Source organism: Sphingobacterium sp. WM (genome assembly GCF_029542465.1).
Lineage (GTDB): Bacteria > Bacteroidota > Bacteroidia > Sphingobacteriales > Sphingobacteriaceae > Sphingobacterium > Sphingobacterium cellulitidis.
The window spans coordinates 3,867,916-3,883,525 of sequence record NZ_CP120709.1 but is presented as its reverse complement, the minus strand read 5'-3'; the positions used below and the strand labels follow the sequence as shown (position 1 = coordinate 3,883,525).

Here is a 15,610-nt window from a genome sequence, read left to right as displayed (position 1 = left end):
ACCAACTTTGTAGTTGGTGGTCATCAAAGAGGCATTCCTAAATCAAACCAAAAGTTTGGTGAATTATTTTAGAAAATATTATAGTAAATGAATATTCTGTTATTAAGGAAGTATTTTAAGAAAGATAGCCCTAGATGGGTAATCTTGTTGATAGATATGTTTATAGTGTTGTTTTGTTATTATTTATCAAACTTCGTTATTAACAGTTTTAAGGGGAGATTTGCTATAGATTTAATGGTTAAGAAGTCCGTTATTGTTTCCCTAGTATATTATGCGTCTTTCCTATATTATAAAACATATAGAGGAATTGTAAGGCAAACAGGATTTCGGGATGCTTGGGCTATTTTTAAGGCAGTTTTTGCTGCATGGGCTTGTTTGATGTTTATTTCTACCATTGTCAGGTTGAATTTTGAGCAAGGAGCATTAGTAAGTAATTATCTTAGACCTTCCTATGCTGTATTATTTACCCATGCATTCTTTACAACAGTTTGTTTGGTTGCCGCTCGGGTTTCATATCGCACCGTTTATGAGAATTTCTTTTTTGGGGGACGGGAAGTTGAGAATGTATTAATATTTGGCGCTGGAAATATGGGTAATATCACATTAAACCTTTTAAGAAATGATACCCGCAGGAAAGTAAAGATTGTGGCTTTTGCTGATGATAATCCCAACCGAATTGGAAAGTTAATTAATGGATATCAAATCATTAATTTGAACCAACTTAATTCTCAGTTTGTTGAAAAACTTAAGATTGATAGTATAATAATCGCATTAGATGATAACAATAAAGATCGCCTATCTAGGATATCCTCTATAATAGAACCATTACCTGTTAAATTGAAAATAATGCCCACCTCAGCAAAATTATTGAATGGAAAAGTCGCAACCAGACAATTGAGGACTTTGCAAATAGATGATTTATTGGGAAGAGAGGCAATAAAGCTGGAGAACCCAGTAATTCATGAGATGATGAGAGAAAAGGTAATTCTAATTACTGGAGGGGCTGGATCTATTGGTTCGGAATTAGTTCGTCAGATTAGTTTTACGGATTTTGATAAGTTAATTGTAATAGATCAAGCAGAATCTGCACTATATGATATCCAACAGGAATTAAAAGGTAATTGCCATAAAGATACAATGTTTATTGTAGGAAATGTTCGGGACAGGCAATTCATGGAATCTATTTTTGAGTATTATAAACCTCAGATAGTATTCCATGCAGCAGCATATAAACATGTACCTTTGATGGAACAGAATCCTTATGAATCTATTTTAACCAATGTTTGGGGGTCGAAGAATCTTGCGGATATGTCCGATAAATATGGCGTTGAAAAATTCGTCATGGTTTCAACGGATAAGGCAGTGAATCCCACCAATGTGATGGGGGCAACCAAAAGAGTTTCAGAAATATATGTATCTGCCTTAAATAAAATCAGTAATACAAATTTTATAGTTACACGTTTTGGAAATGTTCTTGGATCCAATGGTTCAGTGATTCCATTATTTGAAAAGCAATTGAAAAGAGGCGGCCCTTTAACGGTTACTCATCCAGATATTACACGTTATTTTATGACGATCCCTGAGGCCTGTCAATTGGTTCAAGAGGCAGCTGTAATGGGGCAAGGTGGAGAAATTTATGTCTTTGACATGGGGAAACCAGTGAAGATAATGGATCTTGCAATACGTATGATTAGGTTGAAGGGTTATAATTACCCTGATGATATAGGAATTGATGTGACTGGATTAAGGCCTGGGGAGAAGATATATGAAGAGTTATTGGCTGATAATGAAAACACTACTAAGACTCACCATGAAAAAATAATGATTGCAAGGGTTAGGACTGAAGATCTGGAACTGAATAAAAACAGGATCGATAACCTTTGCTCACAGGTTGCATCACAAAATTCTAATCACAGCCCTATGGCTCTTGTAGAATTGATCAAAGAGATTGTACCAGAGTACATTTCAAAAAATTCCGTATTTGAACAACTCGATGAAAAAAAAATATCAATTAATAGCTAATAGTTTAAAATTTAAATAAATTTAAGCAACTCCTTTATACAAAAATATTTCATAGCTCATTTTAGCAAATTAACCTGAAAGCAGATGCTGTCCTTGATGTTCTGGAAGGACGGTCTCAGGAAGTCCGAGAGTAAGAATAATATTAACATTCATTTTTTGACACTATTCGCCAGTTTAATTTCTTTAATGTCTAAGATTCTTTTAATAAATGAATTAAAGCTATTCATTGGATATTCCTTCAACTAGAACATAGCCTTGAACCATGAGAGAGGTGTTCCTTGGGGGCACCTCAAGACCTTGCTAGTAATTGTTTGCCTCAGGATCTTAAGCCCATGGTTATCCGGTATAATAGACCTGAAATCGCTCGTAGGCACTAAAATTTAAATCTTACTAGTTAACCCCAACCTTTTTGCACTCAATGTTCACTCATGCGTATGATCTGGAACTTTTAGGTAGCTTGTTCTTAAAGCATAAAAGCATCATTTTATTAGCAGCTCTGGCAACCTGATGAAAAAACAGGTCTTAATTAGGGTATAATAAAATAAGCATCCAATAAATGAAGCAGGCTGGGGGAAAGAGAAAAACACTAGGAGCTTGAGCTTTTAGTCAGATCAGATCACGAGATCTCCTTAATGGATCCAAATGTGGCTGTTCTTTGCATTTGAGCTAGAATTTCTTGAGGATTAGGAATGTTTTTTTATTTTTCATTCCCATATTAGTGATAGGTTATAGGGTTGAGGTCTTTCCATCAGATTGCCTACATATATGTTTGCTAATTTTTACCTATAAGGGTGTTGATCCACCTATTTTGATTCATTATCGAAAAATAGCAAAAACTTTTTAGGAACGTAGCAGCTCTTCTTTTTTTGTTGGTGTCATGATTTTGGATTGAGGATTAAGCCCGAGTATTAGTATATTTGTTGCTGGGATGATTAAAAATGAGACTATAGAGAAAGTACTGGATGCTGCTCGTATCGAGGAGGTGGTCGGCGACTTTGTGGATCTCAAAAAAAGAGGAACATCACTTATAGGAAACTGTCCTTTTCACAACGAGAAAACTCCTTCTTTCCATGTTTCGATATCTAAAGGAATCTATAAATGCTTCGGATGCGGAGCAGGGGGAGATTCCCTAAAATTCGTGATGGAGCATGAGAAGTATGCCTATCCTGAAGCCATCCGTTATCTTGCAGGAAAATATAATATTCCCATAGAGGAAGTAGAGCGAAGTCCCGCGCAGCTGGCAGCACAAGATAAAAGAGAAAGTCTATATGTGCTGAGTCAGTGGGCAGCAAGGTATTTCAAGAGCCAACTATGGGAAACCGACATGGGCAAGAGCATTGGCCTGAGCTATTTTCGGGAACGCGGATATCGGGAGGAAACCATCCAGAAGTTTGACCTAGGCTATTCCCCAGAAGCTTGGACAGGGCTGGTGGATGCAGCTTTGACCGAAGGGTTTAGCAAAGAATACCTTACAGAGGTAGGTCTTGCAGTAGGAAGAGATGATGGCTCACTTTATGATCGATTCAGAGGGAGGGTCATTTTTCCAATTCACAACCTGACTGGGCGAGTTATCGGTTTTGGTGGAAGGACCTTAAAAACCGATAAAAACGTCCCAAAGTACGTGAACTCCCCAGAATCTGAAATCTACCATAAATCAAATGTCCTTTACGGCCTTCATCAAGCGAAGAAAGCAATTTCTGAGAATGATTTATGTTATTTGGTAGAAGGTTATGCCGATGTACTATCTTGTCATCAAGCGGGCGTTGAAAACGTAGTATCTTCCTCAGGAACATCCCTTACAACTGGGCAGATTAAGCTGATATCACGTTATACCAAAAATGTCGTCATTCTTTACGATGGTGATGAGGCAGGCATAAAGGCTTCATTGCGTGGAACCGATATGTTATTGGAAGATGGACTGAACGTGAAGGTCCTTCTGTTTCCAGATGGTAATGACCCTGATTCTTATGTTCAGAAATATGGAGCCTCTGCTTTTAAGGATCACATAGCTAAACACCAAGAGGATTTTGTCTTTTACAAAACCAACATTCTATTGCGTGAGGCCAAAGAAGATCCCATCAAACGTGCAGAGGTAATTCGTGAAGTGGTAAACAGCATCGCTCTTATCCCTGATGAAATAAAAGTATCAGTTTACCTTCGGCAATGTAGCGGACTATTGGATATAGAGGAACGTGTCCTGCTAACCGAACTGAACAAGATCCGAATGGAGCGGGCTAAGGCCAAAGACCGGAAGGTTACTAGTGCTAATCCGGTTTCTAGCCAAGATTTTGCAACTGATGATTTTATCCCAGCGGAGATGCTGGCGGCTATGGCGGCCGAAGGAATAGCAATTCCGGAACCCCAAGAACAGCAGATGACATCCGAAATCCTGATGGAAAGAGAACTCGTGCGCGTTCTGTTAAACTATGGGCGTGAGCTAGTGGTTTGGGAAGGGGATGGCGATATCCCAGTAGCCCCGTACCTTTTGGCGAGTATGGATGATGTCAAATTTGAGGACAAAGCCAGCCTCAAGATAATTGAAGAGTTCAAAAAGCAGGCTGAGAATTTTGTAGTTCCTGAAGCAAAATCCTTTTTCTCCCATGAGGATGAAGAAGTTTCTAGGTTAGCTGTCGACAGTATCGCAACAAAATACGAGATCAGCCCTAATTGGAACGACGATAAGCGCAAGATTTTCGTTCCAGAAGAAAAAGATCAATTGAAAGACTTGGTCAATCAGTTGATTTTTAGGGTGAAGAAGAATAAGATTGAACAAGAAATGCATCGGATCCGGGAAGAACTTAAAACATGTAAGGACTCTGATGATATGTTAGTTCTGATCACTAAATACCAGAAGCTCAAAGAAGGTGAGAAGCTGTTGGGAGATTTTTTAGGAAATACTATTGTTAAATAGTAATAATGGACTTCAAGGCAACTTTTGGAGGAGGTTAAGAGTAGACCTTTAAGCATACATAACTGGTCTGCCACAATTTATTATAGGATTATATTGATGTTTTTTAGAATCAGCAGTCTACCTTATCTATTTAGTAGAGTAAGGTCTGGTTTTTGTAGTAGTAAAAAATAGGTCAACTACAACATTTATCCATAAAGTGACAGTACGCAAAGAAGAACTTGCCTAAGCCTTGTGTTGCCTAGTCAATCAATCTGGGGAACAGGTTAGTAGGTATTTACCTTTATTGATTGAAAATATATTTATGTAAAAGACTCATTTTGGAATTATACATATGAACAAAAAAATAAAGCTTAGCATTCAGGCATTGGCCATATTTACCATTTCATTGGTCATTGGCTGTAAGACCCAACAGAATAAAGTAGAATTTGTAAATCCAACCAATAATAGCAAGGTCCTCAAGGGGGAGAAAGTTCAAGTTAAGTTGAAATTTCCGGATGCCGGAATAGACTCCGTTGTCTACTCCGTTGATGGCAATGTATTTGGACGTATGACCGACACTACCGCTGTAATATTTGACACCGATTCTTATAACTATGGCAATAAGAGATTAAGTGCAAAGGTGTATTATCAAGGCAAAGAGGAGTTCGCATATAGCGAAGTTTTGGTTGTTCCGCCTGCTCCAAAACAATACGCTTTCGAGGTGATAGGTACCTATCCGCACGATCAGGGAGCTTTTACTCAAGGGCTATATTATGAAAACGGCACTTTATTCGAAACCACCGGCCAATTGGGTGAGTCCACCTTAAGGAAAGTGGAATTGGCATCGGGAAAGGTCCTGCAAAAAGCTGATCTCGCCGCTGATGAGTTTGGTGAAGGGATGACGGTAGTTGGAAATAATATGTACGTGTTGACCTGGCAGAACAATAAAGGCCATGTTTATGACAAGAACAGCTTTAAATTATTGAAGTCATTTAATTACCAAAACAGCAAAGAAGGTTGGGGTCTGACTTATGATGGTAAACAGTTCATTAAATCCGATGGTACCAATAATTTGTATTTCTTAGATCCGAAAACATTAGCTGAAACAGGCGTTATGCCCGTTTTTGACGATAACGGGCCTGTAGAAAAATTAAATGAGCTGGAATATATCGATGGTAAAGTCTATGCAAATCTCTATTATGGAGACAGGGATGAAATGGTAATCATCGATCCTAATACAGGAATTGTTGAAGGTAGAATCAATTTTGTAGGTCTTTATAGCGATAAACGCGCTCCTTATGATAATGAGATGAATGGTATTGCTTATAAAGCTGATTCTAAAACCTTATTGGTTACGGGAAAACATTGGACCAAATTATTTGAAGTCCGAATAAAAGAACGCTAGATTAATTTGTTCTCGGTCGTTATTTTAATCAACGACATCATATTTTTTGTTTTAAACTTACTCATCATCCTTTTCCTATGGGTTTCGATGGTGAGCGGGGATAGGAACAATTCCTCTGCAATCTGTATTGAAGTCTTACCTATAGCTATCAGCTTCAGGATCTCGATCTCTCTTTTGGTCAGTTTTGGTAACAATGGAAGATCTGTACTGATGGGATTCGCAATTATTTCCTGTACAGCCGAGCTGAATACCAACTGCTTGTTAACAGCCTGATCCAGGCATTTTTCCAACTCAAAGATATCTATGTTCTTGAGAAGATATCCTGATGCCCCATTCTGCATAAGCTGTAAGATAACACTTCGCTCCGTATGGTTGCTCAGGCCAAGGATGATAACATTGGGTGCAATACGCTTTATCTCCAGGCAAAGATCTATTCCGTTGATATCTGGAAGTGAAATATCCAAAAGAACAATGTCCACTTGATCCGTTTTAAGATATTTCAGTAATTCAGACCCCTTGGTGAAAGTTGCGGTAACCTCATAGGATTTTATGCGGTCCAAAAGGCTCACCAGCCCTTGTATGATTAATGAATGATCATCAACAATAGCTATGCTATAGGCTGAATTGTACATGGTTTTAAGGATAGTTGTCGAATAATAATAAAGATAACCAAGTTTTTAGAAAAAAAATGGTCAATGTGAAATATCCCTGTTTACAGGTACAGTGATCAGGCATCAATTTAAGGCCTAATACTATCTTTCTGAATAAAGAAATCTAATTCACCTTTCACAGGTATATACTCTTTCTTGTTTGCTTCCTCAATTCGATCAGGAAATAATATTCCGTAAAGATGGTCTACTTCATGTTGGAAAATAACAGCTGTAAAACCTTCTATCAACTCCTCCTTTACATTCCCTTTGCGATCGATGTGTTGTAATTTAATCGCATAACTACGTTTTACATTTTCTTTTAGATCTGGAATTGACAAACAACCCTCTGTCCCTTGGCGAGTTAGCTGTGAGCGCCAAATGATCTTGGGATTCAAATAGAATTCAAAAGGTTTATCATTCTTATCCAAACGCTGCACCCAAACAACATTTTTGTTGATGCCTACCTGTGGACCAGCTATTCCTACTCCTGGATGGTCAGGATCCCTGACCGTTTGCAACATCCTAGAGGCTAGTTTATCCAACAAAGGGTCATCAAATTTGATGTCCTCAGATGGTTTTTTCAGGACAGCCAGCTCCTTCTTATCTGTAATTTGGTATACATGCATCAATTTGTTTTCATCTCCGTCATTGATTAATGATCTCTCATGATCATTGAAATTCTTTGTTGTTTTCATATTAACCTTCCTTTGGTTTTTAGGGCCAATATATTTTTTCTCCCCAGCTTCTATGGCAGCACTCATTATATTGTTCTTCGGTGGTTGTGGGCACCGATATCCATTGCTGTAAGCACAATAAGGATTATAAGCCCTGTTGAAATCTATCCTGATTTTTCCATCTTTTATATCCGTAATGCTTAGATCCAGGTACCTCCCCCCTTCATAGGTCGTTTCTCCAGTCGTACTGTCCATAAAAGGCACAAAAAGATGGTTTTTATAGATCGCATTCTGAAATAGTGATACACTTTGGTAGGCAGTTAAACTATATATTTTTCCATCCAATTCAAATGTTAGTAATCCATACCTCTTGTATTCGTTAGAAGTTCCATCATAAGTGGGCATCCTGAAGGTCGGTTCATTGAAAACCAGCTCTATTGATGCTGTCACCACATAATCTTGCTTTGCAGGGTAGAAGGTCACATATTTGACCTGATCTTCTCGAAGTGGACCAAATTCATCCTTTACCATTTCATGGATCTGATTATCCCGATAGGATTGAATTTCCTGTTCCAAAGATTGGCCCATTATAATTAACGGTGCAAAGAAGCTGATTAAATAGATAAATGCCTTCATTTTTATAATTAATATCTATCAAATGTATAGATATTTTGCGATTTTCGGATAGGGCTAATCTAAAGTTTAATTGTAATTTTGTAAAAAATGCAGTGACATGAGATTAATGGCTTTTGATTATGGGACCAAGAGGATTGGAATAGCTGTTTCCGACAGCATGCAGATAATTGCAAGCCCATTGACTAACATCCATCCAGAAGAGATCTGGAAATTTCTTTCTGAATACCTTGTTGAAGAACAGGTAGAAACCTTCATCATTGGCAAACCAAAGAAATTAGATGGGACGGCTTCTGAATCCGATCAGCATGTGGTTGGTTTCAGCAGGAAGCTACGTAAAACTTATCCCCATATTCCAATAGAAGAGGTGGATGAAAGATTTACCTCCAAGATCGCCTCGCAGGCCATTTCAGTATCTGGAATGAAAAAGAGTAAAAAACAGGATAAGGGATTGATTGATAAAGTTTCAGCAGTATTGATTCTGCAGAGTTATATGGACAGCAAATCTTTTTAATATGGCATTGAAGGATATACAGTTTTTTTCCCAGGACATCGATTTTACACTCAAGGAAAAACAAAAGGTAAGGCAGTGGATTGGAAAAACCATCAAAGAAGAAGGTTACAGTCGCGTTGGAGAAATGAGTTTCGTTTTTTGTTCAGATGCCTACCTTCTTGATATTAACAAGCAATATCTTAACCATGATACATTCACGGATATCGTGACCTTTGATTCATCTGAAAAGGAGGATCTCATTGCTGGAGATATCTTTATTTCCGTAGAAAGAACCATGGAAAATGCTCAAAAATTCAATGTTTCCAATCGTGATGAGTTGCATCGAGTAATCATCCATGGTGTACTCCACCTTTGTGGCTATTATGACAAGACAAAAGAGGAAAAAACCTTAATGACACAAAAAGAGGATTACTATCTCGCTAAACGGGATTTCTAAAAATTCCTTTTTCTGCTTATGCTCATAAACTCTTGGTAAATTTTTGAAAGACGGCAATAGGATGACCTTCACGTAATTTTTCTCCAGAGCGGGAATGACTCATCAACAGGCAAGTGAAGGCTCTAATATCATCAGTAACCAATTATGGCTCTCTCCAGAAGGGACCAGTCTGGAAGACCGGAATCCATTGGCCGGTAGTTGTTATCGGAGCTAAAAACGGATCCCAAAACTATTGAAGAATTATATACTATGGGTTATTCCATTCAAGTAGGAGGTAGAACCAGTGGTCTTATCAATGCAATATACTTTGATCCCAGGCAGGTTAGCCCCTGGAGAGGGAGTAGAAACAATTGGGAAGACGAAGGTATTGCTGGTAGTTATACATTAAATGAGAAAATGTTTATTATTGTAGGGATTTTAAAAGTTAGGAAGGTTTTCCTAAAAATTAATTATGAAAATTATTATAACAATGATAAATAAAATAATTACTTCTGTACTTCTTTCAACTTGTTTTGTGGTCTGCTCAAATAATCTTTTTGCTCAGACACTGCCTGTCATCAAAGAAGGCGAAGCCCAGATAGTTGAGGGGTTCAATACCCCTGATAAATGGATACGGGAGGACCTTTGGGTGGAAACTGATTTTGATACTGACGGTGATGGAAAACCTGATAGGATGCATGTCGATGTAACTCGCCCTTTCCAAACACAAACCGAAAACCTTAAACTTCCAGTAATTTACGAGACTAGCCCATACTATGCTGGAACTGCTCAGATGGTCGATGGGATCATGTGGAACGTGAAACATGAAATTGGTGAAAAGGCCCCAAACCCAAGGATTCATCCAGAGGTTCAGAGAACAGGAAAAAGACCTGTTATTTCCAATAGCCTTATTCATGAATGGATAAAACGTGGATTCATAGTTGTTCACTCTTCTTCACCAGGTACTGGTCTTTCGGATGGTTCCCCAAGTATAGGTGGCCTTAATGAATCTCTTGCTCCTAAAGCAGTCATTGAATGGCTGTCTGGTAAGGACAATGGATATACCAGTCGGGAAGGGAATCAAAAGGTTAAAGCCTATTGGTCCACAGGAAAGGTAGGGATGACCGGAACATCTTTTAACGGTACCCTACCATTGGCCGCTGCCACAACTGGAGTTGAAGGCCTGAAAGCCATTATTCCCATTGCTCCCAATACTTCATACTATCATTATTATAGATCCAACGGTTTGGTTCGCAGTCCCGGTGGTTATTTGGGGGAAGATATCGATGTACTTTATGATTTTGTCCATAGTGGGGATGAAGCTAAACGTGCATACGGAAATAAGTTAATTCGCGATACCGAAATGGCAAAAGGGTTGGATCGTGAATCTGGTGATTATAATGATTTCTGGAAAGGTCGAGATTATCTAAACCAAATGTCAGGGATGAAAGCTGCCCTTTTGATGTCCCATGGGTTCAATGATTGGAATGTAATGCCTGAACATAGCTACAGAATTTATAAAGCTGCTAAAGAATTAGGTATTCCAACCCAGCTCTATTATCATCAAGATGGACACGGAGGTCCTCCTCCCATGAAAATGATGAATCGCTGGTTTACACGGTATTTATTTGGTGTCCAAAATGGAGTTGAAAATGAACCCAAAGCTTGGATCGTGCGTGAAAATGAAAGACAAATGAATCCTACTCCCTATGCAGATTACCCAAATCCGTCTGCACTGAATGTGAAACTTTTTTTAGTTGCAGGTGCCCCTAAACATGGTGCTCTATCAACTAAACAGAAATCAGTAAAGGCCCTTGAAACCTTGGTTGATGACGTATCCATCAGTGGAGATTCATTGGCCCAATTGGAAACGTCCAATCATAGGTTGCTTTATCTAAGTCCAAAACTGACAAAAGATCTTCATATATCCGGATTGCCCCGTATTAATCTGCGTTTGGCGAGCAGTAAACCTGCAGCAAACCTATCTGTTTGGTTAGTTGCATTGCCTTGGGAAAAGGGTAAAGATGTAAGAATCACTGATAATATCATTACCCGTGGGTGGGCTGATCCCCAAAACCATGAATCTTTGACCAAAAGCAATCCACTGAAACCAGGGAAGTTCTATGATTTAGCATTCGACCTTCAACCAGATGACCAAATTATTCCTGCAGGACAACAAATCGGACTGATGATATTCTCCTCTGATCAAGATTTTACCCTATGGCCAGAGCCCGGTACTGAACTGACGATTGATCTTGATGGATCTCATTTGACCTTACCGGTGGTTGGTGGACTTCAGGCATTTGATTCATCTTTAAAATAGATAAATCCCTAAAAATTTCACATAGTGCCTACTTGTGCAAGATCGGCAGTTTTGTATGTCTGGACAATTTCACTTGATTCTTACCAAAACTATTTGCGATATTGGGACATTGAATACCTGCCTAGGAATGATAATTTTGATCATATATCTTCCTTGTGTTGGATAAAGTGGAACTCCTAAAGATACTGGCCTGATAAACTAGGCAGGCCATTTTTAATTTTTCCTTCGTGGAATTCTCTTCCATTCCCTTAAAGTTGTAATTGAAAGTCCTTGTCATTTCTAGGAGTAATTCCTCATTTTACTGGCATTCTAGCATGAGGGGATATGAATAATACAATTGATTTTCATCTATCTCTAAAGCTCGAAGAGTTGCTCATGAACGTTAAACCTGTTTTGGCCAACATAAGTAAATATGAAGTTGAAAATAACGAAATGTTCTTAGCAATAGCCCTAATTGGGCAGAGCAGTAAGACGACCTTCACGAGCAGCTTTGTAGTTTATGGTCCTTTGATTTAGCGTGTTCTGACTAAGAGATTAATAACTTGGAAAGCCTTTCTGATATTGCCCTGCAATTAGGAGTTTGTTTGATATGAATGTCCACAAAGGAGGCCTATGGAATAAAAGGCAGCAGATCCGGTTAGAGCATCATTTTTTGGGGATGACTAGGTGCCGGGTAGATGGATCCGATATCAACTTGTCCATTTCAGAATAGGTGATGTCCTGGATGTCTCGCTTGATCTGTTGATAATTTCTGACTACCATCCCTTGTTGGGGTTGGGTGACCTCTTTGGGCTGCTGGTAACTGGACTGCTCCTTTGCGATCGCCCGATGGTTGTTTATCACCTTGCCATGGAATCCTTTCAGAGAGATAGGTAATTGAGGGTCATCAGCTACCATCCCCACGAATTCACCGGAGGATAGGCTTGAGATCACCGAGGGCGGAATTGCTGCGTCCAGTTGGCTCGATAAGCCAATGGAAGTGTCGCTGGAATTGATCGATAGGCTCTGCCTGTCTTGCATGATCTTCCCAAATCTCTCAGAAAGTTGTTTTGCTGTCTCTCCGGAAACCTGCCCGCTGATTACGTTTCCTACTATGTTCAGTATGACATCTGCCTGGTCTCTGCCATAATCCTTACGGAGTTGGGAAATGTCTTGCACGCAGAGGGTGGTGGCAACTTTGTTGCTTCTGGCAGTAGCAATCAGGCTATCAATGTTGTTTAAGTAGATCGTTGGAAACTCATCGAAGATCAGGCTGCATTTAAGCATATCCTTTTTGTTGACCTGTTTAATCAATCTGTTCACGAAAAGTGAGATCACGGCCCCATAGATCTGGATCTTCTGAGGATTATTGCCCATGCAAACAATCTTGGGTGATTTTGGGTTGTTGATGTCAAGGGTGAAATCATTTCCCGAAAGAACGTAGTAGAGTTGGGGTGAGGACAGGCGGGCCAGCGCTATCTTTGCCGATGCTACCTGACCTTCGAGCTGTTCCATTACATTGTTCAAATAGGCATTGACAAATGGATTGATCAAGACCTGTATTTCTTCCTGACTTCTAAGCAATGTGAAAAGTCGGTCATAATCCTGCTGCATAAGCTCAATCACGTGAGGTAAGGTACAGAATTCTCCGTCCTGGTAGCACCTTAGATACCAGATCACTGCAGTTAGGAGGTTAATTGCCGATTCCACGAAGAAGTCCCCCTGTCGCTTAACCCACTCCCTGTTTAGGCCCAATAGAATGGTCCTGGCTGATTCTGCAGCATCAGTGATGTCATCCATTGCCGAGGGCTCCAGGGGATTGCACCTGTGGGTCCTGGAAAGGTTGTCAAAATCTATCCTATAGAAATTCATTTTCCTTTCCCCCATCATCCAGTGATGGTATGCTATCTTTGAGAGATCATCGTACTTAAAGTCGTATACTAACATGGAGAAGCCTTTTTTTATGTGTTGGGAAATAATATGACGTATCACGTAATAAGATTTACCCGAGCCAGGGTTACCCAAGACCAGGGTTGCTCTAAATGGGTTGATGATGTTGATCCAACCAAATCGCTTTCGGTTTCTTAAACGGTACTCGAATGGAAGGTTTATCGAAAAATCGTTTTCCAGTAGGTCTTCCTGCTGTGGAAAGGTCTGGTTCTGAAGGTTGAATATGTCTTGGTCTGCTAGTTGGGTCCAAAGGATTCTGGATATAATCGTGGTTCCTTTGATGACAGCAAGCATGCCCCATGTACTCAGCGTATAATATACCAATAGTACCGAAGGTGAAGCTGGTAGCACATTAAAAATGAGCCCACTGGAAAAAAAGAGACCGAACCCCAGTAAAAACCAGACTAATGCTCTGTTCATATTGAATTTTCTTTCCTTTTTACCATTTATTCCAATCATGGAAATCAGCAGGAAAAGTAGACAAAACCACTTGCAGCGGTTAAAGGTGTTCAGGAGCCCAGTTCCTGAAATGGATTGGAGAATCCTATCGGTTAGTTGCCATGTCATACCCAGCTTAATGAACCAATGGTAGCCCACATGGTAATAATGCAAGGCCAATAGGAACACCGCTATAAGCCGTCCCATGTCGGATATTTTTTTCAGAGCTTGAGCATTTTCGGTATTGTTCATTTTCGTTCTGGTTTATGTTATCATAATTTAATGGTCCTATGTTCGGCTATCTGAAGATCCTTTCCCATTTTGCATTCGGCGCTATGGCCAAGCTTGAATGAATTGATATCAAAGCCTAGACCTAGCTTTCTTTCGTGTATTGCGCAATACAGCATGTGATCGATCACAACGGTTTCACTTGAAGCTTTTCCTTTTCCAGGCAATTGAATGAGTTCAATGCCCTGGAACAATAGTTGTTTGGCATCCCACCCCTGGTTTGAGGAACTCATTTTTTCTTGCTGAATGACGGTCCGGAGACGAGTGATGGAAGTCTTTTCCCTTTGTGCTACATGAAAAAAAGAGAGTGGAAATTGGCCTAAATCTGGGGAAAGATTGGCTTGAGGAATCCCTTTGGAAACGGTTCTGTAGGACTTGTCTGTCAAGTAATAGATCAGTCCTTTTTTTTGATCATTTGTATGGGCCTTTGGCCTTAGGGCCAATATATTGAAAGGTTTGAGCAGCGCATTCCATTCCTGTAAATCCGAAAATGAGTATGTACGCTGAAGGTAGAGTAGGATGTCACGGAGGCTTTTATTGAGAGGCTGAGCAGCCTGGATAAGTTCCCTTATAGGGGTTGGCCTTTCGTTTTCTCCAAGTAAATTTTCCTGTGCAGGAACCAGGTCAAAATCAGCCTCTAGTTTTTTTGCTGCAGGAATGGAAAGTCGCTGTCCCAGCCTGTGCGTGTAGATTTGGCTTCCATCACTCCGGATATTCGTTGATACGATGTGCATGTGCGGGTGGTAGGTATCTGAATGCCGGTAAACTAGAAATGGCTGTAGACCAAAACCGATCAGCTCCATGTAACATTCGGCGATCAAGCGGAATTGAGAATTGGACAGTCTTCCATCAAGAGGGTGGAAACCCAAAATGGAATGCAGACAGGGGAGCTTGATGTTTGCGTTTAGGGTACAGCGGTTGACCATGTATGAGGTCTTTTGTTGTATGCTAAGATCCTTAGATGATAGTGGCATGTTTCCCGCCATTAGACATTCCGCGATTCCAGAGGCAACCTTTTTCTCATGGTAGGCAATTATCCTAGAAACACTCGCCACGTCGTAAGTTAGTGCAACCATTCCTTGAGAAGCTTTTTTATTAATGAAGTCTGTATGTACATTTCCTGCTCGATACGCTTGAAGATCCCTAATAAGTCAGAACTCTCGCTTATGTCCCCTAATGCTTCAACCATATGGACCTTGGATCTCTCCATGCATTTTCTAGAACGGGAAAGTTCCTCTAGGACATCATCCTGTGAGCGATTCCTTATTGTTGTTACGATTTTTCGGGAAAACAATCTTTTTCTGAGATAAAGGGCCATGTTTGGGCATGTACTGTTTTCTTTTTCTGTCTTTAGCTGGGAATATTCCTTTTCCGTAAAATTAAGGGTGACGGCCTTATTTCTTAGTTTGTTGTTTTTCATGTTGAATTT

Annotated in this window: 12 protein-coding genes; 7 read left to right on the top strand and 5 right to left on the bottom strand. The window is 39.7% G+C overall.

All coding sequences use genetic code 11. The features are described from left to right. The first annotated feature begins 87 nt into the window (after positions 1–87). The 3 genes from PZ892_RS16505 (at position 88) to PZ892_RS16495 (ending at position 6,317) form a co-directional block, all read left to right on the top strand. Positions 88–2,022 (top strand): nucleoside-diphosphate sugar epimerase/dehydratase, encoded by a 1,935-nt coding sequence (locus PZ892_RS16505; protein ID WP_277711582.1) that lies wholly within the window; start codon positions 88–90, stop codon positions 2,020–2,022. Between the two features lie 928 nt (positions 2,023–2,950). Next, positions 2,951–4,933, top strand: coding sequence for a DNA primase (dnaG, locus tag PZ892_RS16500; RefSeq protein ID WP_094280744.1), 1,983 nt, complete (start codon positions 2,951–2,953; stop codon positions 4,931–4,933). A 331-nt stretch (positions 4,934–5,264) separates the two neighbouring features. Next, entirely contained in the window at positions 5,265–6,317 is a 1,053-nt protein-coding gene (locus PZ892_RS16495) for a glutaminyl-peptide cyclotransferase (RefSeq protein WP_277711581.1), read from the top strand. Here the strand turns inward: PZ892_RS16495 and PZ892_RS16490 are convergent. Further along, positions 6,314–6,949, bottom strand: coding sequence for a response regulator transcription factor (locus PZ892_RS16490; RefSeq protein WP_094257349.1), 636 nt, complete (start codon positions 6,947–6,949; stop codon positions 6,314–6,316). The two genes, PZ892_RS16495 and PZ892_RS16490, sit on opposite strands and share 4 nt — an antisense overlap. A 107-nt stretch (positions 6,950–7,056) precedes the next feature. Next, the gene (gene def / locus PZ892_RS16485; RefSeq protein ID WP_277711579.1) at positions 7,057–8,277 is read right to left on the bottom strand and encodes a peptide deformylase; all 1,221 of its coding nucleotides are present in this window, start codon (positions 8,275–8,277) and stop codon (positions 7,057–7,059) included. A 97-nt stretch (positions 8,278–8,374) separates the two neighbouring features. Here def and ruvX point away from each other — a divergent pair, with 97 nt between their 5' ends. The 4 genes from ruvX (at position 8,375) to PZ892_RS16465 (ending at position 11,526) form a co-directional block, all read left to right on the top strand. Continuing rightward, positions 8,375–8,788 (top strand): Holliday junction resolvase RuvX, encoded by a 414-nt coding sequence (gene ruvX / locus PZ892_RS16480; RefSeq protein WP_094257347.1) that lies wholly within the window; start codon positions 8,375–8,377, stop codon positions 8,786–8,788. A gap of 1 nt (position 8,789) precedes the next feature. Continuing rightward, positions 8,790–9,224 carry an rRNA maturation RNase YbeY gene (gene ybeY, locus PZ892_RS16475; protein WP_179221463.1) on the top strand — a complete coding sequence of 145 codons (435 nt, stop codon included), beginning with the start codon at positions 8,790–8,792 and terminating at the stop codon, positions 9,222–9,224. Between the two features lie 249 nt (positions 9,225–9,473). Continuing rightward, positions 9,474–9,704: a hypothetical protein gene (locus PZ892_RS16470; RefSeq protein WP_277711578.1), complete on the top strand. Its 231-nt coding sequence runs from the start codon at positions 9,474–9,476 to the stop codon at positions 9,702–9,704. After that, positions 9,694–11,526, top strand: coding sequence for a Xaa-Pro dipeptidyl-peptidase (locus tag PZ892_RS16465; RefSeq protein WP_277711577.1), 1,833 nt, complete (start codon positions 9,694–9,696; stop codon positions 11,524–11,526). Before PZ892_RS16470 ends, PZ892_RS16465 begins: the two co-directional genes overlap by 11 nt. Positions 11,527–12,171: 645 nt before the next feature. On the opposite strand, the gene mobC is transcribed toward PZ892_RS16465, so the two are convergent. Genes mobC through PZ892_RS16450 form a run of 3 tightly spaced genes read right to left on the bottom strand, consistent with a single transcriptional unit; the run spans position 12,172 to position 15,601 of the window. Further along, entirely contained in the window at positions 12,172–14,145 is a 1,974-nt protein-coding gene (mobC, locus tag PZ892_RS16460) for a conjugal transfer protein MobC (protein ID WP_094257343.1), read from the bottom strand. 20 nt (positions 14,146–14,165) lie between these two features. Then, entirely contained in the window at positions 14,166–15,257 is a 1,092-nt protein-coding gene (locus tag PZ892_RS16455) for a relaxase/mobilization nuclease domain-containing protein (protein WP_347176394.1), read from the bottom strand. Then, positions 15,245–15,601: a hypothetical protein gene (locus tag PZ892_RS16450; RefSeq protein ID WP_094257341.1), complete on the bottom strand. Its 357-nt coding sequence runs from the start codon at positions 15,599–15,601 to the stop codon at positions 15,245–15,247. The genes PZ892_RS16455 and PZ892_RS16450 overlap by 13 nt, the downstream gene beginning before the upstream one ends. Positions 15,602–15,610: the final 9 nt, after the last annotated feature.